The following is a 21,066-nucleotide window of genomic DNA, read 5'->3' on the forward strand; positions in this document are numbered from 1 at the left end:
TGGCTTGCGGATATACCCCGCCTTCAGTGCTCCCTGAGCGCGCGCCGGTACTGGATCGCTTCCGCGATATGCTCGGCCGCCACACCTTGGGCGCCTCCCAGGTCGGCAACCGTGCGCGCCACCTTGAGCACGCGATGGTAGGCGCGCGCCGACCAGTGCAATTGCTGCATCGCGGCGCGCAGCAGGCGCTCGCCGGCGGCATCCGGGCGGCAGTAGCGGTCGATCTCGCGCGGCGCCAGGGTCTGGTTCGGCTTGCCCTGGCGCGCCAGCTGTAGCGCATGCGCCTGCGCCACTCGTGCGGCGATCGCGGCGCTGCCCTCGCCCTCGGCCTGGGCGCCGATGCTCTCCGGCGGCATGGCCGCCACCGCCAGCTGGATATCGATGCGGTCGAGCAGGGGACCGGAGACGCGGTCCTGGTAGCGCTGCGCGGCTTCGGGGGTGCAGCGGCATTTGCCGGACACGTGCCCGAGCCAGCCGCAGGGGCAGGGGTTCATCGCCGCCACCAGCTGGAAGCGCGCCGGGAAGTCGGCCTGGTGCGCGGCGCGCGAGATCGTGATCTGGCCCGATTCGAGCGGCTCGCGCAGCACTTCCAGCACGCGGCGGTCGAATTCCGGCAATTCGTCGAGGAACAGCACGCCGTGGTGGGCCAGCGAGACTTCGCCGGGCCGCGGCGGGCTGCCGCCGCCCACCAGGGCGACGCTCGATGCGCTGTGGTGCGGGCTGCGAAATGGCCGCCGGCCCCAGCGCTGCGGCGAGAAGCTGCCGGCGATCGATTGCACCGCGGCCGACTCCAGCGCTTCGTCCTCGCTCATCGGCGGCAGCAGGCCGGAAAAGCGCGACGCCAGCATGCTCTTTCCCGCGCCCGGCGGCCCGATCAGCAGGACCGAATGCGTCCCCGCCGCCGCCACCTCGAGCGCGCGCTTGGCGCTCTGCTGGCCCTTCACTTCGGCGAAGTCCGGATAGTCGACGGCGATCGCCGGCGCCTGGCCGTGGTGGCGCGCCAGCGGCGCATGGCCGGCGCCGCGCACGAAGTGGGCGCAGGCCTCGAGCAGGGTGCGCGCCGGGTAGATCGCGGCCCCGCTCACCAGCGCGGCCTCGGCGGCATTGTCGAGCGGCAGGATGAAGGCGCGCGCCTGGTCCTTGCTCTCGCGCCGCATGGCGAAGCTCATGGCCAGCGCGCCGCGGATGGGCCGCAGTTCGCCGGACAGCGACAGCTCGCCGGCAAACTCGTAGCGCGCCAGCGCCTCGACCGGGATCTGTTGCGACGCCGCCAGGATGCCGAGTGCGATCGCCAGGTCGAAGCGGCCAGATTCTTTTGGCAGGTCGGCCGGCGCCAGGTTGACGGTGATGCGGCGCGGGGGAATGGTAAAGCCCGAGTTCTGCAGCGCCGCGCGCACGCGGTCCTTGGCTTCGCGCACCTCGGCATCGGGCAGGCCGACGATGGTGAAGGCGGGGAGGCCGTTGGCCAGGTGGACTTCGACGTTGACTGCGGGCGCGGCCATGCCGGCGAGGGCGCGGCTTCGTAACACTGCAAGGCTCATGGGCTTCCTGGCAAGTAGGGACTCGCAGGATGGTGGCACCGCTTCGAACCAACTTCGTTGAGCGCACCCAGGCGTGCGCTCATTTCACGGCGCAGGCTTCAGACGTCCCGCAGGGTCACCACCGGCATGGTCAGCGCCCGCTTGTCCTTGAAGAAGGCGATATCGAACAGGGCGGCCGCGCCGACCACCTCCTTGCCGATCTGGCGCAGCAGGGCGGCTGCCGCTTCGATGGTGCCGCCGGTGGCCAGCACGTCGTCGACGATCAGCACGCGCTGGCCCTTGATGCGTTCGGGCTGGATCTCGATGGTCGCGCTGCCGTATTCGCGCTTGTAATCGATGCTGATCGATTTGCCTGGCAATTTACCAGCCTTGCGCGCCATGGCGAAGCCGACCTTGTGTTCCAGGGCGAGGGCACCGGCGATCATGAATCCGCGCGCATCCATGGACAGGATGAAGTCGAAGTGCAGTTCATCGGTCCGCGCGTGGAGGGTGTCAATGGCGATGCGCCAATGTTCCGGGTTATCGAAGATGCAGCCGACGTCAATGAAATTGACGCCCGGTTCCGGGTAATCCTGGAAGAATTCCAGTGGAACATCGTTGAAATTGTTCATGTGAAGTGCTTGTGTGGGTGAGACGACCGGGGTCGCATGCCAGGATTATCGCCGGTCTGGGCAAAGGCCGCGCGGTCCTGGTTCGCGTCGTCCGGCAGGAAGTAGCGCGAATCCCTCTGCAGCCTGGATCAAGGCCATCTTTTCGGTGTTCGCCGACGACAAAAAAACGTCATTCATTCCTGATTTGACGTCGCTGGTCGCAAAAAGTCTGACATTGCCTCCTGGTATCTGTACATTATCTTCACGGCAATATTTGCCTTGCCTCATAGCCCTGGCGGCAAGGCAGCGAACCAATCAACAGAACCTGGAGACCAGCAGATGCTATCGATCAAGCAGCTCAACAAGACCTATGCGAATGGCGTCAAGGCCATCAACGATGTCAGCCTCGATATCCCCAACGGAATGTTCGGGCTGCTGGGGCCGAACGGCGCCGGCAAGTCCTCGCTGATGCGCACCATCGCCACGCTGCAGGATCCCGATAGCGGAAGCATCCATTTCCACGGCCTCGACGTCCTGCAGGACAAGGAAGGGCTGCGCCGCCAGCTCGGTTACCTGCCCCAGGACTTCGGCGTCTACCAGAAGGTCAGTGCCGAACGGCTGCTGAACCACTTCGCCGTCCTCAAGGGACTCACCGGCAAGGGCGAGCGCAAGGAAGCCGTCGACGCGCTGCTGCAGCAGACCAACCTGTGGGATGCACGCAAGCGCGCACTCGGCACCTATTCGGGCGGCATGCGCCAGCGCTTCGGCATCGCCCCTGATGCCCTGGGTCGATGCGCAGCGTGTCGGCCCCTTCCCGGGCCACGCCTACCTGTGGGGACTGGTGGTGCTGGTGCTGCCGAACCTGCTCCTGATCGGCGCTCTATTGATGCTGCTGGCCGCGACCACGCGCTCGATCATGCTGGTGTATGTGGGCGTGCTGGCCTTCCTGGTCCTGTATATCGTGGCAGGTAACTTCACGTCGGACATCAACAACGAGTGGGTCGCCGTCCTGTCCGACCCGTTCGGCGGCAGGGCGCTGGGGCGCGCCACGCGCTACTTCTCCGCTGCGGAGCGCAACGCGGGCCTGCCGGAGATCGGCGGTTACGTGTTGGCCAACCGCCTGCTGTGGAGCGCGGTCGCGCTGGCGCTGTTCGGCCTGACGCTCCTGCTCTTCAAGCCGCAGCGCGCCGGCATCGGCAAGCGCCTGTTCGGCAAGGCCAGGGCGCTGCCCCAGGCCGCGCAGGCGCCGGCACACATGAAGCTGCCGCGCATCGAGCCGCGTTTCAGGGCCTCCACGCGCTGGATCCAGTGCTGGCACATCCTCGCCTTTGACGCGGCTGCCGTCTTCAAGAGCGTGCCCTTCCTGGTCATGCTGCTGTTCAGCGTCCCCAACCTGGTGGGCGCGGCGAGTCAGATGGGCGAGATCTTCGGCACCAGCGTCTATCCGATGACCCACCTGATGGTCGAGCTGCTCAACGGCAGCTTCACCTTCATGCTGCTCATCATCGTCACCTTCTACGCGGGCGAGTTGATCTTCAAGGAGCGCCAGGCCAGGATCGCCGACGTGAGCGACGCCATGCCGATGCCGAACTGGGCGCCGCTGGTGGCCAAGAGCCTGGCCCTGGTGGGCGTGGCGCTGGCCTTCCTGCTCACCGGTATGCTGGCGGCGATCGTCATCCAGCTGGTCAAGGGCGGCGCGCCGGTCGAACCGATGGTCTACCTAAAGGGCATGCTGATCGGCGGGCTTCCTTTCGTCCTGCTGGGACTGTTCGCGGTGGTGCTGCAGGTCGTGTCGAACAACAAGTTCATCGGTTACCTGCTGGTGATTCTCTTGATCGTGTTCCAGCTCGTGGCCAGCGTGATGCACTTCGAGCACAACCTGTACGACTTCGCCGGCATGCCACGCATCCCGTACTCCGACATGAACGGCTTCGGCCACTTCATCGAAGGCTGGGCCTGGTTCGCCGCGTACTGGAGCCTGTTCACCGTCGCGCTGCTGATCGTGGCCCAGGCCTTCTGGGTGCGCGGCCTGTCCTTTGCATGGCGCGAGCGCGTGCGCGAGGCGGGACGGCGCCTGAAGGGCAGGGCCGGCGTGGCGCTGGCCATCTGCACCGTCGGGGTCGTCGCGCTGGGCGGATGGATCTTCCACAACACCAATACCCTGGCCAGGTACGAGGCGGGCGACGTCCGCATGGACAGGCAGGCACGTTACGAGAAGGCCTATCGCCAGTACAAGGACCTGCCGCACGCCAAAGTGCTTGATGTGCGCGCTGCGGTGGACATCTACCCGGAACAGCGCCGCGTCATGATCCGGGGCAGCTACGTGTTGGAGAACAAGACCGGCAAGCCGGTCGACTCCCTGCCGCTGCAGGTCAATCCCGACGTCGTGACCACCTAGGGGGCGCTGCCCCCGCACCAGGTGTTGGTGAGCGACAAGGAGTCCGGCTTCAGCATCCTCAAGCTGGCGCAGCCAATGCAGCCAGGCGCACGCCTGCCGCTGGAATTCGTCGTCGACGTGCGCCGTCCCGGCTTCTCGAACGGTGGCGACGCCGACGTGATCAATTTGAACGGCACCTTCTTCAACAACCGCGCCTTCTTCCCGCAGCTGGGCTACCAGCCGGGCATGGAACTGCAGGACCGCAACGAACGCCGCAAGCGCGGCCTGGGCGAACCCGAGCGCATGGCCAAGCTGGAGAACACCGCGGCGCGCCAGCATTCGATGTTCGGAGCGGAGGCGGACTGGATCAGTTTCGAGACCACGGTCTCGACCAGCGGCGAGCAGATCGCGCTGGCGCCCGGCTACCTGCAGAAGTCGTGGAAGGAAAACGGCCGCAACTACTACCAGTACAAGATGGACCAGAAGATGATGCCGTTTTTCGCCTATCTCTCGGCCGACTGGCAGGTGAAGAAAGGCGATTGGAAGGGCATGCCGATCGAGGTCTACCACGACCGCAAGCACGCGTACAACGTGGACCGGATGATCATGGCCACCCGCAAGTCGCTGGATTACTTCACTACCCAGTTCACGCCCTACCAGCACAAGCAGGTGCGTATCCTGGAATTCCCCAACTACCAGAGCTTCGCCCAGTCGTTCGCCAACACCATCCCGTTCTCGGAGTCGATCGGCTTCATCGCCGACCTGCGCGACAAGGAGGCCATCGACTATGTGTTCTACGTGACGGCGCATGAAATGGCGCACCAGTGGTGGGGCCACCAGGTCACTGCCGCCAACGTGCAGGGCGCGAGCATGCTGATCGAGTCGCTGTCGCAGTACTCGGCGCTGATGGTGATGGAAAAGGAATACGGACGCCACCAGATGCGCCGCTTCCTGCGCTATGAACTCGACCGTTACCTCAGCTCGCGCGGCAGCGAACGGATCGAGGAGCTTCCCCTGTACAAGGTGGAGAACCAGGATTACATCCACTACCGCAAGGGCAGCCTGGTGTTCTACCGGCTGCGCGACGAGATCGGCGAGGCGGCGCTGAACCGCGCGCTGAAGCGCTACCTGGAGGACAAGGGCTACCAGGAGTCGCCGTTCACGACGTCAAGCGAGCTGCTCGACTATATCCGCGCCGAAGCGCCGGCGGACAAGCATGCCCTGATCGCCGACCTGTTCGAGAAGATCGTCTTCTACGATAACCGCGTCCTCGACGCGAAGGCGGTCAAGCGCGCCGACGGCCAGTGGGACGTGACCATGCAGCTGCACCTGGCGAAGATGGAAGCCGACGGCCGCGGCAAGGAAACGCCGCGCGCCTACGACGAACCGGTGGAGATCGGCGTGTTCGCCCGTGCGCCGGGCGCCAAGGAGCAGGACGAGCGGGTGCTGCTGCTGGAAAAGCGCATGCTCACGGGTGACAAGCCGGTCGTGACCGTCACGGTCAAGGAGCAGCCCTTCGAGGTCGGAGTCGATCCGTACAACAAGATGATCGACCGCGTGTCGCGCGACAACCGCAAGGCAGTCAGCATCGACTGAGCGCAGGACTGACGCGCGATGGCCACGCAGCCCTCTCGAACGAGGGCTGCTTTACATCAGGACCAGCGGGTTCTTGGTCACCGCCACCGCCACGATGTAGGCGAAGCAGGCCAGCGCGCCCACGAAGGCCGCCGTGCGCACGCCCTGGGTCCGGCCGCGCTTGAGAGCAATGGTGCCGAGCACGATGTAGGCGACCAGGCCCACCACCTTGGCCGTGAGCCACGGCATCTGGCCGGGATACTGATGGCTGACCACCGCCAGGCCGATGGCGCTGGCGAGCAGCAGGGTGTCGACGATGTGCGGCACGATCCTGGCCCAGCGCTGCGCTAGGTTCGGCGAGGCGCGCAGCATCCAGATGCCGCGGACCAGGAACAGCAGGCCGCTCAGGGCCACGAAGCTAACGTGCAGGTGCTTGAGTGCGATATAGGGCATGGCGGGGGCGGGAATTGGCAACCCGCCCAGTATGCCTCAGGTCGCCGCACGCGGGTCGATCGCGAATGGACGTTCGCGGTAATCGAACCAGTCGACATCGGCATGCAGGCCTGTTCCGGCCATGTCCTGGCAGGCCATGCCCACGAAGGCGCCGGTGAAATTCGGTTGTCCCGGCGCCGATGCCTCGTCCGACAGGATGCTGGCATCGAACCCGTGCGCCAGCCACTGCCATTCCTGCCCAGGCGGTAGCCGAACAGCAGCCGTTCCTCGTCGACCTCCACGCGCAATTCCACCGGCCGGCCTGCCGGCAGGGGAATCGGCGCGCTGAAGGCATCGGACTGCATGTGGTTCGGCAGGCTGCTCATCACGCGCAGGTGCTTGCCCAGTTCCTCGTCGTGGCTCAGGTACAGGTAATGGAACTTGGCCGCGCCGTAATAGCACACCAGGCCGGCCGCTTGCTGGTAGTGCTGCGGTTCGAAGTCCACCACCGTGCCGGCGCTGTAGCAATGCGCCGCCTGCCGGCGCGCCACCAGCGCCTGGCGGAACTGGCTGCCGATCGATTCGCGTCCGAACAGGCGCAGGTGGCCCGGGCGGGCGTCCAGGTTGAAAATCTCCTCGGGCCATGGGGTACGCAGCCACTGGAAGGCGGGCGGCAGTTCGCTGCCGTCGAAGTCTTCGCGCACCGGTTCGGGCGGGAAGCGGTGTTCCGGCAGTGGCGGCGCCTCCACCCGCAGCTCGGGCGTGCCGCGGCCGTCGCGGCTGCGCAGCCAGCCGTCCTCGCCCCAGACCATCGGCTGGATCGCCGTCTCGCGTCCCAGCGTGCAGGTGCCGCGATTGCGCAGCGGACGGCCGCACAGGTAGACCATCCAGGTCTGGCCGTCGGGCGTGTCGACCAGGTCCGCATGGCCGGCGCGCTGCAGCGGCGCGTCAGGCCGGTTGCGCGCGCTGAGGATGCTCACGTCCGGGTGCAGTTCGTAGGGCCCGCGCAAGCTGCGCGAGCGCGCCATCGTCACCCCATGGTTCCAGCCGGTGCCGCCTTCCGCGGTGAGCAGGCAGTAATAGCCATTGCGCCGGTACAGGTGCGGCGCCTCGGTCAGGCCGTGCGGCGTGCCCTTGGAGATGTTCTCGCGCTGCCCGACCAGCTTGCGCTCCTCGCGCGAGTACTCCTGCAGCACGATGCCGGCGAAGCGGTTGCCGCCGGGCCGGTGGTCCCACAGCTGGTTGAGCAGGTAGGTGCGTCCGTCGTCGTCGTGGAACAGGGAAGGGTCGAAGCCGCTGCTGTTCAGGTACACCGGGTCCGACCAGGGACCGTCGATGCCGGGGCTGGTGACCAGGTAGTTGTGGAAGTCGCGCCAGGAAGCGCTGCCCGTTGCGCCGCCGGTCGAGGTGCGGCCATAGCGCTTGACGTCGGTGTAGATCAGCCAGAACAGGCCGTCGGCATACGTGAGGCAGGGCGCCCACACCCCGCAGGAATCGGGTGCGCCGAGCATGTTCAGCTGGCTCGCGCGCTTCAATGGGCGGCTTGCCAGCCGCCAGTTGGCCAGGTCGCGCGAGTGGTGGATCTGCACGCCCGGATACCACTCGAAGGTGGAGGTGGCGATGTAGTAATCCTCGCCCACGCGCACGATGGACGGATCGGGATTGAAGCCGGGCAGAGTCGGGTTCTGGATCATGCTGTTTCCTTGACGGGAGAATCGGCGCGCACCGGTTCGCGCACCAGGGTCCACAGGAGGACGGCGGCGGCCAGGTCCAGCACCGCCAGGCTGACGAAGAAAGGCGTGTAGCCCACGCTGCTCATCAAGCCGCCGATCAGGAGCGAGAAGATCAGCAGGCCCAGGTTGCCGAAGGTGCCGCACATGCCGGCCACGGTGGCCACTTCGTTGCGGCGGAACAGGTCGGAGGACATGGTGATCACCGTGACCGAGAGGGTCTGGTGGGCGAAACCCGCAAGGCTGAGCAGGGCAATCGCCGCAAAAGCGTCGTCCACGAAGCCGACGAAGGCCACCCCCATCATCATGATCGCTCTCAGGGTGAAGGCGCCGCGCCGCGCGTCGATCAGGCGCACGCCGCGCTTTTGCAGCCACAGCACCACCGCGGGGCCGAACAGGCAGCCCAGGTCGGCCGCGAGGAAGGGCAGCCAGGCGAACATGGCGATCTGCTTCAGGTCGAAGCCGCGCACCGTGGTCAGGTACAAGGGCACCCAGAAGGACAGCGTGCCCCAGGCCGGGTCGGCGAGGAAGCGCGGCAGCGCAATGCCCCAGAAGTTGCGCTGCCTGAGGATGCTGGAGACGGAAGGGCGCTTGCCGTCGCCTTCCAGGTGCCGCTCCTGGCCCGCGGCGATGTGCCGTGCCTCGTCGCTGGACAGGCGGCGGTGACGCGCCGGCGCATCGTACAGGAGCAGCCAGATCGCCACCCACACCAGGCCGAGCGCCCCGGTGATCACGAAGGCGGATTGCCAGTTGTAGTGCAGGATGGCCCATACCACCAGCGGCGGCGCCAGCATCGAGCCGAACGAGGCGCCGATGTTGTAGATGCCGCCGGCCATGCCGCGCTCTTTCGCCGGGAACCATTCGGACACCGCCTTCATCCCGGCCGGATTGGCCGAGCCTTCCGCCAGTCCCAGCAAGCCGCGCAGCACCGCCAGCATCTGCCAGTTGGTGGCGAAACCGTGCAGCATGCAGATGATCGACCAGGCCACCGCGAACATCGCATAGCCGAACTTCAGACCGATCACGTCCAGCACATAGCCGCATAAGGGCTGCAGCATGATCGCGCCCAGGAAGGCCGCCGTGATGTACGAATACTCGGCGGTGCTGATGTCCAGTTCCTGCAGCACGATGGGCGCGGCCACGGCCAGCGAGCTGCGGGTGAGGTAGTTGATGACCGCCCCCAGCATGACCAGGCCGATCATCCACCAGCGCAGTCCCTTGATCTTCCGAATGAAAATGTTTGCGCAACCATTATGTTGGGCTGCCAACCATATAACATTATTTAAGCTAAATGTTAGCGCAAACTTCCCAGTGTGCGGGGCCGGGAATCGATTCCGTGCGCATGGCATTTGCCGGAACGGCAGGGGCGGCTTATGCTCGTCCTGCCATCATTCATCAACAACGGAGACGGCATGAAAAAACTGGTCGGTATCGTGGCCTTGACCTTGGCCGGGAGCTGCGCCGCGGCGCAGCAGGACACGACGGGTGCCACGCGCGAGTCGGCAGTCGCCTACTGGACCTCGGGCTACATTGGCGCGGAGCTGGTCGGTGCCGGCTGCCTGCTCCCGACACTGCCGGACGTGCAGCCAGGGCTGGCGGGGCAGCGCCCCGCTGCCCTCAAGGCCATCGCGACATGGAAGGATTGCCACCGCCGCCTGATGGGGGCGCTGGCACCGGAGACGGCCCACAAGGCCATTCCGGCCGAGCTGCTCGCCTCCATGACGTCGGCCGAACGCGAGGCGGCGCTACGCCATGTCGCCGCGGTGCACGGGAAGCTCGCCGATGCGCTCCAAGCGGATGCCGCCAGGACGATCGCGGCCCAGCAGGCCTGGGTGGAGGCGAGCCAGCGCAATCACGACGGCTATGCCGAGCACCTCGATGCGACACGCGATCGCTATGCCCAGCGGCGCTAGGATGCGCTGGAACGCATCCCTCAGCCGCATTCCCCCACGTAGTGGCACTCGTCGCAGCGGGTGCAGCCGTCCACCTTGCGCAGCGCGCGCGCGCCGCATTCCGGGCATTTCGCGCCGCTGACCGTGGGCAGGGCGCCCGAGCTGGTCGGCGGCTGCGGTTCGGCCTCCAGCGCCGCGCCCCCGCCGCGTTCGGCGAAGCGCCGCGCCAGTTCCGGCACCGGCACCTGGTTGCCCCAGGCATCCAGGAAGCCGCGCCGGATCAGCACGCGCTGCAGCATGAAGGCGATCGCCGCCACTTCCGAGTCGTGGTAGACCGGCACCTGGGTGCCGTCCTCGCGGGTGAGATGGCCGCAGCGCACCGGGCCCTTTTCCCAGACCACGTCGCGCATGTCGGCCAGCGCCCGCGCGATCGGCCCGCCGGCGCGTGCCACCATCGACAGCAGGCGCATCGAGGCCGTGATCCATTGCTGGCCGCCGGTACGCTGGTTCGAGGGCATGAAGAATTCGAAGGGGCGCTCGACCGTCACCTTGCGGCCTTCGTGCACGCCGTCGGCGCGGATGAAGCTGACGGTGAGGTAGGCGGTCTTGCGGCCTTCCTGGGTCGCGTATTCGATCTTCGAGGTCACCGATTCCAGTTCGCCCAGCGGGCGCCGCTCGAAGCGCTTCTGCAGCGGGTCCTGGTCCGGCAGGGCGGCCTGTGGCGCCTGCGGCGCCGCCGACAGCACACTGCCCAGCACCGTGTTCGGCCGGTAGGTCGCCAGCCCCTTCAGGCCCGCCTGCCAGGCCTGGCTGTACAGGTCGCGGAAATCCTCGAAGGGGTAGTCTTCCGGCACGTTGACGGTTTTCGAGATCGCGGTGTCCACGAAAGGCTGGACCGCCTGCACCATGCGCAGGTGGTCCAGCGCGCGCATCTCGAGCGCCGTCACGAAAGCGGGCGGCAGCGAGGCCATGTCGTGCCCCATCTGGCGGTACAGGCGCCAGGCATGGTCTTCCACCTCGTAGCTGCGCATAGCCCCGTCCGGCATGCGCTTCTTGCGCTGGTAGGTCCAGGAGTAGGGCGGCTCGATGCCGTTCGAGGCATTGTCGGCGAAGGCCAGCGAGATGGTGCCGGTCGGCGCGATCGACAGCAGGTGCGAATTGCGGATGCCGTAGCTGCGGATCGCGTCGCGCAGCCAGTCGGGCAGGCGTTCGACGAACTGGCCGTCCAGGTACTGCTCCGCGTCGAACAGCGGAAAAGCGCCTTTCTCGCGCGCCAGCGCGACCGAGGTCGCGTAGGCGGCGTCGCGCAGCGTCTCGGCGATGCGCGCCGCCATGGCGCGGCCTTCGTCGGAATCGTAGCGCAGGCCCAGCATGACCAGGGCGCTGCCCAGTCCCAGGAAGCCGAGGCCGATGCGGCGCTTGGCTTGTGACTCGGCGGCCTGCTGCGGCAGCGGCCACTCGGTCGCGTCCAGCACCAGGTCGAGCATGCGCACGCCGACCGAGGCCACCTCGCACATGCGCTCGAAATCGAATTGCGGCTCGGCGCCGAACGGGTCGAGCACGAAGGCGGTGAGGTTGACCGAGCCGAGGTCGCAGCAGCCGTAGCCCGGCAGCGGCTGCTCGCCGCAGGGGTTGGTGGCGCGCAGCTCTTCCGCGTACCAGAGGTTGTTCTCGTCGTTCATGCGGTCGACGAACAGCACGCCCGGCTCGGCGTGGTCGTAGGTGGAAGCGATGATTTTGTCCCACAGTTCGCGCGCCGCGACCTGCCGGTAGACCCAGAGCCCGTCTTCGCGGCGGTAGGCGCCGGCCATGTCTTCGTCGCCCGGTTCGGCGCGGTGCACCAGTTCGAACAGCGCGTCGCCTTCCACCGCGTGCATGAAGGCGTCGGTCACGCCGACCGAGATGTTGAAGTTGGTGAGCCCGCCTTGATCCTTGGCGGCGATGAAGCGTTCGATGTCGGGATGGTCGATGCGCAGCACGCCCATCTGGGCGCCGCGCCGGGCGCCGGCCGACTCCACCGTGCGGCAGGAGGCGTCGAACACTTCCATGTACGAGACCGGCCCCGAGGCGCGCGAGCGGGTGCCGTGGACCTTGCTGCCCATCGGGCGGATCGCGCTGAAGTCGTAGCCCACGCCGCCGCCGCGGCGCATGGTTTCCGCCGCCTCGGACAGTGCGGTGTAGATGCCGGGTAGACCGTCCTCGCTGCCGGAGATGGAGTCGCCCACCGGCTGGACGAAGCAGTTGATGAGGGTGGCCTGCAGACCCAGGCCGGCGGCCGAGTTGATGCGCCCGGCCGGAACGAAGCCCTGTTCCTGGGCCCACAGGAAGCGCGCTTCGAGTTCTTCGCGCAGGTGCTCCGGTTCGAGCGCCGCCAGGGCGCGCGCCACGCGCCGGCGCACGTCGAGGATGCTGCTTTCCTCACCCTTGGCGTATTTCTCGCGCAGGACGTCGAGCGAGACCTCCTGCGGCGCCATCGCAGCGCCTGCCGGCTGGTCGAGCGCGTTCATGGCGCTGGGGTCAGGGCTTGTCGAGGATTACGTGCGGCGCGGACGGATCGGTGGCGCCGGGGAGGGCGTCGCCGGCAGCCGGCGTGGAGGCGGCCGGCGTGGCCGCCGCCGTCGTGCTGCCGGGGCCGCCCTGGGCGGCCAGGCGCGCTTCCAGTTCCACCACGCGCAGCTCGAGCGCCTCGAGCTTGGCACGGGTCTTGGCCAGCACCTGGGCCTGGATGTCGAACTCTTCGCGGGTGACCAGGTCGAGCTTCGAGAAGCCCTGGGTCATCATCGCCTTGACGTTTTTCTCGATGTCCTTGGCCGGCGAGCTTTCCAGCGCCTGGTTGATCTTGCCCTGGATGTCATTGAAGAAGCTGTTCATGTCCATTTCCTTTCAGTCGGATCGCACTGCACCACGACAGTGCAATGCACTCCGCTTTTGGTGCGCCGCGCCGCGGCACCTGCCGGGCGCTGGGGTTTCGCCGGTTATTCGAATCGCAAATGGGGCGGATGGCTGAGAAAACAAGCATTCCGGCACCGTTTCGATGGTTTTTTGAGCTGGCACACATCCTGCTAAAGAGTGGACAGGCGTGTAGCAATCCAGATTGTAAACCGCAACGGCCCGCGTCACGGTTCAGCCGTCGAACGCAGCTGTTGAAAATAAGGGGAATGTCATGAAGTGCAACACCATTGCAGCCGCAGCAAGCTGGGCCATGCTGGCCCTGTCGAGTGTTCCTGCGTTTGCCCAAGAAGCGGAGCACCAGGTCAGCTACAACGCCGCCATCACCAGCGACTACCGTTACCGCGGCCTGTCGCAAACCCGCTTGGATCCGGCGCTGCAGGGCGGCGTCGACTACGTGCACGGCCCGACCGGCCTGTACGTGGGCACCTGGCTGTCCACCATCAAATGGACCAAGGACCTCGGCGGCGACGGCGACATCGAATGGGACGTCTACGGCGGCAAGCGCGGCATGCTGAGCGAGAACCTCAGCTATGACGTCGGCGGCCTGTACTACTGGTATCCGTCCAACGACCTCAGCCCGCGTGCCAACACCTTCGAGCTGTATGCGCGACTGGGCTTCGGTCCGGCCTACGTCAAGTACTCGCACTCGACCACCAACCTGTTCGGCACCGCCAACAGCAAGCGCAGCGGCTACCTCGACCTGGGCGCCGACATCGACGTCCACGACGGCTACATGCTGAACCTGCATGCCGGGCGCCAGGAAGTGAACAACAACAGCATGTATTCGTACACCGACTACAAGGTGGGCCTGAGCAAGGACTTCGGCCTGGCCACCGTCTCGCTGGCCTGGATTAAAGGCAATACCAAGGCCTACCGCAGCCCGGAAGGCGAGAACCTGGGCAAGTCCTCGGCCGTGCTGACCGTGTCCAAAACTTTCTGAAACGCATTTTGAACGAGACAGAGGTATCACCATGAAAATGATTACCGCCATCATCAAGCCCTTCAAGCTGGACGAAGTCCGCGAAGCGCTGTCGGAGATTAACGTCCAGGGCATGACCGTCACCGAAGTGAAGGGCTTCGGGCGCCAGAAAGGCCACACCGAGCTGTACCGCGGCGCCGAGTACGTGGTCGACTTCCTTCCGAAGATCAAGATCGAAGCGGCGGTCGACGACGCCGTGCTCGAGCAGGTGATCGACGCCATCTCGGGCGCCGCCCGCACCGGCAAGATCGGCGACGGCAAGATCTTCGTGGCCGACCTCAACCAGGTCATCCGTATCCGTACCGGCGAGACCGGCAACGACGCACTCTAAGGGGAAGCCGAATGAAGCATACCGTTACCAAAGTCCTCGCCGGCGCAGCTGCCGCCGCCTTGGCGCTGCCGGCGCTCGCCGCGCCCACCGTCAACAAGGGCGACACCGCCTGGATGTTCGTCGCCACGCTCCTGGTGATCATGATGTCGATCCCGGGCCTGGCGCTGTTCTACGGCGGCCTGGTGCGCGCCAAGAACATGCTGTCGGTGTTGATGCAGGTTTTCATGGTGTTTTCCTTGATCATCGTCCTGTGGTGCCTGTACGGCTACTCGCTCGCCTTCACCCAGGGCAACGCCTTCATCGGCGGCTTCGACCGGGTATTCCTGAACGGGATCTACGACGCCGCGGCCGGCACCTTCAGCCAGGCCGCCACCTTCAGCAAGGAGACCATGATCCCCGAGTTCATCTTCGTGGCCTTCCAGGGCACCTTCGCCGCCATCACCTGCGGCCTGATCGTCGGCGCCTTCGCCGAGCGCGTGCGCTTCTCGGCGGTGCTGCTGTTCATGGTGATCTGGTTCACCTTCGGCTACCTGCCGGTGGCCCACATGGTCTGGTTCTGGGCCGGTCCGGATGCGATTTCCGATGCCGCCAGCCTGGCGAGCGTCACCGCGAATGCCGGCTTCCTGTGGCAGCACGGCGCGCTCGACTTCGCCGGCGGCACCGTGGTGCATATCAACGCAGCGGTGGCCGGCCTGGTCGGCGCGTATGTGATCGGCAAGCGCATCGGCCTGGGCCGCGAGTCGATGGCCCCGCACTCGCTGACCATGACCATGATCGGCGCCTCGCTGCTGTGGGTGGGCTGGTTCGGCTTCAACGCCGGCTCGGCGCTGGAAGCGGGCGACGTGGCCGCGCTGGCCTTCATCAACACCCTGCTGGCAACCGCCGCGGCGGCCGTGTCGTGGATGTTCGGCGAGTGGGCCTTCAAGCGCAAGCCTTCGCTGCTGGGCGCGGTGTCGGGCGCGGTCTCGGGCCTGGTGGCGATCACCCCGGGCGCCGGCTTCGTCGGTCCGATGGGCGCGCTGGTGATGGGCCTGCTGGCCGGCGTGGTCTGCCTGTGGGGCGTGACCGGCCTGAAGCGCCTGCTGGGCGCCGACGACTCGCTCGACGTGTTCGGCGTGCACGGCGTGGGCGGCATCCTGGGCGCGCTGCTGACCGGCGTGTTCGCGGCGCCGCAGCTGGGCGGGCAGGGCGTCTGGGACTACGTCGCCAACAAGGCCTCGCCCGACTACTCGATCGCCGGGCAGCTGCTGGTGCAGGCCGAGGCGGTCGGCGTCACCATTGTGTGGTCGGCGCTGGTGGCCTTCATCGCCTTCAAGCTGGTCGACCTGCTGGTGGGCCTGCGGGTGCCGGCCGATGCCGAGCGCGAGGGGCTGGACATCACCAGCCACGGGGAGTCGGCTTACCACCTGTAAGCGCGCAATGACCGGGGAGGGCGCCTGCGGGCGCCTTTTTGCGTTTACGGCAAGTATGCGCACTTTAAATAAGGATATTCGTCCATATGTGAGCCTACCGATATAATTCGAATAAGCCACTACTAGGACGTCCACACCATGGTTCCGCACCTCGCCACCGCCCTGACCGGTCCTCTCCTGGACCTGGAAAAGAAGATTCTCGAAGCCACGCCCGCCATCGAGCGCTGGTTCCGCCTCGAGTGGCAGGAGCATACGCCGCCGTTTTATTGCTCAGTAGACCTGCGCAATGCCGGCTACAAGCTGGCGCCGGTCGACACCAACCTGTTCCCGGGCGGCTTCAACAACCTGTCGACCGAGATGCTGCCGCTGACGGTGCAGGCGGCCATGGCCGCAATCGACAAGTATTGCCCGGATGCACGTAACCTCTTGATGATCCCGGAGGTTAATACGCGCAACCCGATGTACCTGCAGAACGTGGCGCGCCTGATGCAGATCTTCCGCCAGACCGGCCTGCACGTGCGCCTCGGCTCGCTGTCGCCGGACGTCACCCAGCCGACGCCGCTGGCACTGCCCGACGGCAACATGCTGGTGGTGGAGCCGCTGGTGCGTTCGGCAAACGGGCGCCGCGTCGGCCTGGCCGATTTCGATCCCTGCACCATCCTGCTGAACAACGACTTATCAAGCGGCATTCCGGCGATCCTGGAAAACATCCACGAGCAGTCGCTGCTGCCGCCGCTGCACGCCGGCTGGGCGCTGCGCCGCAAGAGCAACCATTTCAAGGCCTTCGACGAAGTGGCCAAGAAGTTCGGCAAGCTGATCGAGATCGACCCCTGGCTGGTCAACCCTCTGCACAGCAAGGTCGGCGAGGTCGACCTGCAGCAGGACGTCGGCACCGAGCAGCTGGCCGACGCCGTCTCGGCCCTGCTCTCGAAGATCAAGAAGAAGTACAAGGAATACGGCATGAAGGAGCAGAAGCCCTTCGTGATCGTCAAGCCCGACGCCGGCACCTACGGCATGGGCGTCATGACGGTGAAGGACGCCAGCGAGGTGCGCGACCTGAGCCGCGCCCAGCGCAACAAGATGACCGTCATCAAGGATGGTGTGGCGGTCACCGACATGATCGTGCAGGAAGGCGTGCCGACCTTCGAAACCATCAACGACGCGGTGGCCGAGCCGGTGGTGTACATGATCGACCGCTACGTGGTGGGCGGCTTCTACCGCGTGCACGCCGAACGCGGCATCGACCAGAACCTGAACGCGCCGGGCTCGCAGTACGTGCCGCTGGCATTTGCCCAGCAGCACGCGGTGCCGGACCCCAGGGCCAAGCCGGGCACGGCGGCGCCGAACCGCTTCTACGTGTACGGCGTGGTGGCGCGCCTGGGCCTGCTGGCGGCGTCGCTCGAGCTGGAACGCACCGATCCTAACCCGGAAGTTTATTAAGAACCTATCCCAGTCGTAGGGTGGGCGGCTTCACCCGTCGATACGCTCAGCCTGTGGCGCATCTGCCGCCCACGCGTTCAACGCTCCCATGATCAGGGTGGACGGCTGTTCGGAAGCTGCTTGAACGCGTGTGCGGCGTCGAAACACGAGGCTGAGCACAGTGCGGGGCGGAGCCGCACACCCTACGGTGCCCGGTTTGCGCACTGCGCTGGTGCGGGATGGGACCGCCAAAGCGGGGCTCGTCCGCGAGGTTTCGCGTTTCCGGCTAAAATCGGGGTATCTCCCGCCATGGATGCCTCATGAAAATCGCCTTCCTCGCCGACCCGCTCTCCACGTTCAAGATCTACAAGGATTCGACTTTCGCGATGATGCGCGAAGCCGCCAGGCGCGGCCACGCCATCTATGCCTTCGAGCAGCGCGACATGGTGCTGGAAGAGGGCGTGGTGACGGCGGTCGTCACGCGCATCCACCTCACCGGCGAGGCCGAGGTCTGGTACCGCGCCGACCGGCCGGAAAGCGTGCAGCTCTCGTTCTTCGACGCCGTCATCGAGCGCAAGGACCCGCCCTTCGACATGGAGTACGTGTACGGCACCTACCTGCTGGAGCTGGCCGAGCGCCAGGGCGCGCGCGTGTTCAACCGCCCGGGCGCGATCCGCGACCACAACGAGAAGCTGACCATCGGCCAGTTCAGCCAGTACACCTCGCCGACCCTGGTCAGCTCGAGCGCGGCCCGGCTGCGCGCCTTCCACGAGAAGCACGGCGACGTGATCTTCAAGCCGCTCGACGGCATGGGCGGCGCCGGCATCTTCCGCGTCAAGGACGATGGCATGAACCTGGGCTCGGTGATCGAGTCCCTGACCGCCAACGGCCGGCACACCATCATGGCGCAGAAATTCATCCCGGCCATCAAGCAGGGCGACAAGCGCGTGCTCGTGATCGATGGCAAACCGGTGCCGTTCACGCTGGCGCGCATCCCGCAGGGCAATGAAGTGCGCGGCAACCTGGCCGCCGGCGGCCTGGGCGTGGCGCAGCCGATCACCGCGCGCGAGCGCGAGATCGCCGAGGCCATCGGCCCGGAACTGGCGGCACGCGGCTTATTGCTGGTAGGATTGGATGTGATCGGCGATTTCCTGACGGAGGTGAACGTCACCAGCCCGACCTGCTTCCAGGAGATCGCCGACCAGACCGGATTCGACGTGGCCGCGATGTTCATCGACGCGGTCGAACGCAAGGCAACTGAGACATACTGACATGGTTGGCATCCTGCTGATGACCCACGCTCCGCTGGGCCAGGCATTCATCTCCGCGGTGGCCCACGTATTTCGTGGCCCCACCGAGCGCTTCGAGGCGATCGACGTGACCGCCGACCAGGACCTGGCCCAGGTGCATGTCCTGGCCAAGGAGGCGATCGCGCGCCTGGACGACGGCGACGGCGTGCTGGTCATCACCGACATCAAGGGCGGCACGCCGTCCAATTGCTGCAATTCCCTGGCCGATGCCGGCCACGTGGAAGTCATCGCCGGCATCAGCCTGCCGATGCTGCTGCGTGCCATCACCTACCGCCGCGACACCCTCGACGTGGTGGTGGAAATGGCCCTGGCCGGCGCTCAGAACGGCGCCGTGCGGGTGGACAACCGCATCCGCGTCGGATCGAGCTGAACACACTTTAACCATATTCTGGCCACGGGCAACAACCAGACAATAAGCGAGAACATGATTCAACAGGAATTCGAGATCATCAACAAGCTGGGCCTGCACGCCCGCGCCTCCGCCAAGTTCACCCAACTGGCCGCCAAGTTCAAGAGCGACGTCTGGCTCACCCGTAACGGACGCCGCATCAATGCCAAGTCGATCATGGGTGTCATGATGCTCGCCGCCGGCAAGGGCGCCAAGGTGCTGCTCGAGGCCGACGGTCCCGACGAGGAAGCATGCATCGCCGCCCTGGGCGGCCTGATCAACGACAAGTTCGGCGAAGGCGAGTAATGCCGCGCGAAGCGGCAGCTCCCCGCCACACGGGACCCTCGATGGCATCGTTCACGCTCCACGGCATTCCGGTTTCGCGCGGCATCTCGATCGGCCGCGCGCACCTGCTCACCCCGGCCGCGCTCGACGTCAAGCACTACCTGGTCCCGGAAGAACAGGTCGAGGCCGAGGTCGCGCGCCTGCAGCACGCCATCGCCGAAGTGCACCGCGGCCTGCAGGCCCTGTGGACCGAGCTGCCCAAGGACGCCCCGACCGAACTGGGCGCCTTCATCGACGTGCACGCGCTGATCCTGTCCGACCCCATGATCTCGGAGGCGCCGCTCGACATCATCCGCACCCGCCACTACAACGCCGAATGGGCGCTGGTGACCCAGATCGACGAATTGTCCAGCCAGTTCGACGAGATCGAGGACGAGTACCTGCGCGAGCGCAAGCACGACATCCAGCAGGTGGCCGAGCGGGTGCTCAAGGTCCTGATGGGCACCGCGCTGGAGATCCCGCCGCCGCTGGCGGGCGAGGACCAGGCCACGCCGCAGATGATCGTGGTGGCCCACGACATCTCGCCGGCCGACATGCTGGCCTTCCGCGACCGGGCCGGCGACGCGCAGGCCTTCGTCGGCTTCGTCACCGACGTCGGCGGCCAGAACTCGCACACGGCGATCGTCGCGCGCTCGCTCGACATCCCGGCGGTGGTCGGCATGAGCCAGGCCTCGCGCCTGATCGAGCAGGACGACTGGGTGATCATCGACGGCGACGCCGGCGTGGTGATCTGCAACCCGAGCCAGCTGGTGCTGGAACAGTACCGCGCGCGCCAGGCCGCCCTGATCAAGGCGCGCAAGCGCCTGCTCAAGCTCAAGAAGACCCCGGCGGTGACGAAGGATGGCACTGCGGTCACGCTGCTGGCCAACATCGAGCTGCCGGACGACTGCCCGGCGGCGCTGGATGCCGGCGCCAGCGGCGTCGGCCTGTTCCGCTCCGAGTTCCTGTTCATGGGCCGCAGCCATGGGCTCGGGCACGGGCTGAAGATCCCGAGCGAGGACGAGCAGTTCGAGCAGTACCGCAAGGCGGTGGTGGCCATGAAGGGCCGCCCGGTGACCATCCGCACCCTCGACGTCGGCGCCGACAAGCCGCTCGACCCGACCGAGCACACCGCGCTGAACCCGGCGCTGGGCCTGCGCGCGATCCGCTACTGCCTGGCCGAGCCCCAGCTGTTCCTGACCCAGCTGCGCGCGATCCTGCGCGCCTCCGCGTATGGCAAAGTGCGGATCCTGATCCCGATGCTGGCGCACGCCTTCGAGATCGACCAGACGCTGACCATGATCGAGCAGGCCAAGGCCCAACTGCGCGAAGAGAACGTCAAGTACGACCCGGGCGTGGAAGTCGGCGCCATGATCGAGATCCCGGCCGCCGCGCTGGCGCTGCCGATGTTCGTCAAGCGCATGCACTTCCTGTCGATCGGCACCAATGACCTGATCCAGTACCTGCTGGCGATCGACCGCGTCGACTACGAGGTGGCGCACCTGTACAATCCGCTGCACCCGGCGGTCCTGAACCTGATCGCCCAGACCATCGCCACCGGCCAGAAGGCCGGCCTGGACGTCGCCGTGTGCGGCGAGATGGCGGGCGACACCAAGCTCACCCGCCTGCTGCTGGGCATGGGCCTGCGCGAATTCTCGATGCACCCGGCGCAGCTGCTGTCGGTGAAGCAGGAAATCTTGAACAGCGACCTGTCCGCGATCACCACCCGCACGCGCCGCATCCTGCGCTCGATCGAGCCGAACGACATCGCCAGCGCGGTCGAGCAGCTCCAAACACTCTGACAAGAAACACCT

At 66.4% G+C, this 21,066-nt stretch carries 16 protein-coding genes and 3 pseudogenes; 12 read left to right on the forward strand and 7 right to left on the reverse strand.

Going from position 1 to position 21,066, the window contains the following annotated elements; translation table 11 throughout:
* Positions 1-23 precede the first annotated feature (23 nt).
* Positions 24-1,541: a YifB family Mg chelatase-like AAA ATPase gene (locus MasN3_RS05080; RefSeq protein ID WP_281912790.1), complete on the reverse strand. Its 1,518-nt coding sequence runs from the start codon at positions 1,539-1,541 to the stop codon at positions 24-26.
* Positions 1,542-1,639: 98 nt separating this feature from the next.
* Entirely contained in the window at positions 1,640-2,152 is a 513-nt protein-coding gene (locus MasN3_RS05085; RefSeq protein WP_281912791.1) for an adenine phosphoribosyltransferase, read from the reverse strand.
* Between the two features lie 318 nt (positions 2,153-2,470).
* Between MasN3_RS05085 and MasN3_RS05090 the strand changes: the two are divergent.
* From MasN3_RS05090 to MasN3_RS05100, 3 genes and pseudogenes are all read left to right on the forward strand, one after another.
* Positions 2,471-2,920 (forward strand): annotated as a pseudogene (locus MasN3_RS05090) (ATP-binding cassette domain-containing protein); the annotation flags it as partial.
* Entirely contained in the window at positions 2,910-4,529 is a 1,620-nt protein-coding gene (locus tag MasN3_RS05095; protein ID WP_281912792.1) for a hypothetical protein, read from the forward strand. The pseudogene MasN3_RS05090 and the gene MasN3_RS05095, both read left to right, overlap by 11 nt.
* Positions 4,530-4,556: 27 nt before the next feature.
* Positions 4,557-6,104, forward strand: coding sequence for a M1 family metallopeptidase (locus MasN3_RS05100; protein WP_281912793.1), 1,548 nt, complete (start codon positions 4,557-4,559; stop codon positions 6,102-6,104).
* 51 nt (positions 6,105-6,155) lie between these two features.
* On the opposite strand, the gene MasN3_RS05105 is transcribed toward MasN3_RS05100, so the two are convergent.
* From MasN3_RS05105 to MasN3_RS05120, 3 genes and pseudogenes are all read right to left on the reverse strand, one after another.
* A complete protein-coding gene (locus MasN3_RS05105; RefSeq protein ID WP_281912794.1) occupies positions 6,156-6,536 on the reverse strand; it encodes a SirB2 family protein in 381 nt (126 codons plus the stop codon).
* 36 nt (positions 6,537-6,572) lie between these two features.
* A pseudogene (locus MasN3_RS05115) lies at positions 6,573-8,209 on the reverse strand (glycoside hydrolase family 43 protein).
* Positions 8,206-9,447, reverse strand: coding sequence for an MFS transporter (locus MasN3_RS05120; RefSeq protein ID WP_281912795.1), 1,242 nt, complete (start codon positions 9,445-9,447; stop codon positions 8,206-8,208). The pseudogene MasN3_RS05115 and the gene MasN3_RS05120 overlap by 4 nt, the downstream one beginning before the upstream one ends.
* 210 nt (positions 9,448-9,657) lie before the next feature.
* Here MasN3_RS05120 and MasN3_RS05125 point away from each other — a divergent pair, with 210 nt between their 5' ends.
* Positions 9,658-10,158, forward strand: a complete 501-nt coding sequence (locus tag MasN3_RS05125) for a hypothetical protein (protein WP_281912796.1) — start codon at positions 9,658-9,660, stop codon at positions 10,156-10,158.
* A gap of 20 nt (positions 10,159-10,178) precedes the next feature.
* Here MasN3_RS05125 and MasN3_RS05130 read toward each other — a convergent pair whose 3' ends face one another.
* Entirely contained in the window at positions 10,179-12,644 is a 2,466-nt protein-coding gene (locus tag MasN3_RS05130) for an adenosylcobalamin-dependent ribonucleoside-diphosphate reductase (RefSeq protein WP_281912797.1), read from the reverse strand.
* A 142-nt stretch (positions 12,645-12,786) separates the two neighbouring features.
* Positions 12,787-13,014, reverse strand: a pseudogene (locus MasN3_RS05135) (accessory factor UbiK family protein); the annotation flags it as partial.
* Positions 13,015-13,300: 286 nt separating this feature from the next.
* On the opposite strand from MasN3_RS05135, the gene MasN3_RS05140 reads away from it, so the two are divergent.
* The 8 genes from MasN3_RS05140 (at position 13,301) to ptsP (ending at position 21,054) form a co-directional block, all read left to right on the forward strand.
* Complete coding sequence (locus MasN3_RS05140; RefSeq protein ID WP_281912798.1) at positions 13,301-14,029, forward strand: TorF family putative porin; 729 nt, start codon at positions 13,301-13,303, stop codon at positions 14,027-14,029.
* 31 nt (positions 14,030-14,060) lie between these two features.
* Complete coding sequence (gene glnK / locus MasN3_RS05145; protein WP_281912799.1) at positions 14,061-14,399, forward strand: P-II family nitrogen regulator; 339 nt, start codon at positions 14,061-14,063, stop codon at positions 14,397-14,399.
* A gap of 11 nt (positions 14,400-14,410) precedes the next feature.
* A complete protein-coding gene (gene amt / locus MasN3_RS05150; RefSeq protein ID WP_281912801.1) occupies positions 14,411-15,811 on the forward strand; it encodes an ammonium transporter in 1,401 nt (466 codons plus the stop codon).
* 138 nt (positions 15,812-15,949) lie between these two features.
* A complete protein-coding gene (gene gshA / locus MasN3_RS05155; protein ID WP_281912803.1) occupies positions 15,950-17,251 on the forward strand; it encodes a glutamate--cysteine ligase in 1,302 nt (433 codons plus the stop codon).
* A 299-nt stretch (positions 17,252-17,550) separates the two neighbouring features.
* Complete coding sequence (gene gshB, locus MasN3_RS05160) at positions 17,551-18,501, forward strand: glutathione synthase (protein ID WP_281912805.1); 951 nt, start codon at positions 17,551-17,553, stop codon at positions 18,499-18,501.
* 1 nt (position 18,502) lies between these two features.
* Positions 18,503-18,910 (forward strand): PTS sugar transporter subunit IIA, encoded by a 408-nt coding sequence (locus MasN3_RS05165; RefSeq protein WP_281912806.1) that lies wholly within the window; start codon positions 18,503-18,505, stop codon positions 18,908-18,910.
* 54 nt (positions 18,911-18,964) lie between these two features.
* Positions 18,965-19,234: an HPr family phosphocarrier protein gene (locus MasN3_RS05170; RefSeq protein ID WP_027865870.1), complete on the forward strand. Its 270-nt coding sequence runs from the start codon at positions 18,965-18,967 to the stop codon at positions 19,232-19,234.
* 41 nt (positions 19,235-19,275) lie between these two features.
* Positions 19,276-21,054 (forward strand): phosphoenolpyruvate--protein phosphotransferase, encoded by a 1,779-nt coding sequence (gene ptsP / locus MasN3_RS05175; protein WP_281912807.1) that lies wholly within the window; start codon positions 19,276-19,278, stop codon positions 21,052-21,054.
* Positions 21,055-21,066 lie beyond the last annotated feature (12 nt).

It is taken from the genome of Massilia varians (assembly GCF_027923905.1).
Lineage (GTDB): Bacteria > Pseudomonadota > Gammaproteobacteria > Burkholderiales > Burkholderiaceae_D > Telluria > Telluria varians_B.

Bases quoted from the DNA above. Each gene is read 5' to 3' on its own strand.
- MasN3_RS05095 (WP_281912792.1), top strand. From the start codon at position 2,910: ATGCCCTGGGTCGATGCGCAGCGTGTCGGCCCCTTCCCGGGCCACGCC.
- MasN3_RS05165 (WP_281912806.1), top strand. From the start codon at position 18,503: ATGGTTGGCATCCTGCTGATGACCCACGCTCCGCTGGGCCAGGCATTC.
- MasN3_RS05120 (WP_281912795.1), bottom strand. From the start codon at position 9,447: ATGATCGGCCTGGTCATGCTGGGGGCGGTCATCAACTACCTCACCCGC.
- MasN3_RS05085 (WP_281912791.1), bottom strand. From the start codon at position 2,152: ATGAACAATTTCAACGATGTTCCACTGGAATTCTTCCAGGATTACCCG.
- MasN3_RS05105 (WP_281912794.1), bottom strand. From the start codon at position 6,536: ATGCCCTATATCGCACTCAAGCACCTGCACGTTAGCTTCGTGGCCCTG.
- gshA (WP_281912803.1), top strand. From the start codon at position 15,950: ATGGTTCCGCACCTCGCCACCGCCCTGACCGGTCCTCTCCTGGACCTG.
- glnK (WP_281912799.1), top strand. From the start codon at position 14,061: ATGAAAATGATTACCGCCATCATCAAGCCCTTCAAGCTGGACGAAGTC.
- ptsP (WP_281912807.1), top strand. From the start codon at position 19,276: ATGGCATCGTTCACGCTCCACGGCATTCCGGTTTCGCGCGGCATCTCG.
- amt (WP_281912801.1), top strand. From the start codon at position 14,411: ATGAAGCATACCGTTACCAAAGTCCTCGCCGGCGCAGCTGCCGCCGCC.
- gshB (WP_281912805.1), top strand. From the start codon at position 17,551: ATGAAAATCGCCTTCCTCGCCGACCCGCTCTCCACGTTCAAGATCTAC.
- MasN3_RS05080 (WP_281912790.1), bottom strand. From the start codon at position 1,541: ATGAGCCTTGCAGTGTTACGAAGCCGCGCCCTCGCCGGCATGGCCGCG.
- MasN3_RS05130 (WP_281912797.1), bottom strand. From the start codon at position 12,644: ATGAACGCGCTCGACCAGCCGGCAGGCGCTGCGATGGCGCCGCAGGAG.
- MasN3_RS05170 (WP_027865870.1), top strand. From the start codon at position 18,965: ATGATTCAACAGGAATTCGAGATCATCAACAAGCTGGGCCTGCACGCC.
- MasN3_RS05140 (WP_281912798.1), top strand. From the start codon at position 13,301: ATGAAGTGCAACACCATTGCAGCCGCAGCAAGCTGGGCCATGCTGGCC.
- MasN3_RS05125 (WP_281912796.1), top strand. From the start codon at position 9,658: ATGAAAAAACTGGTCGGTATCGTGGCCTTGACCTTGGCCGGGAGCTGC.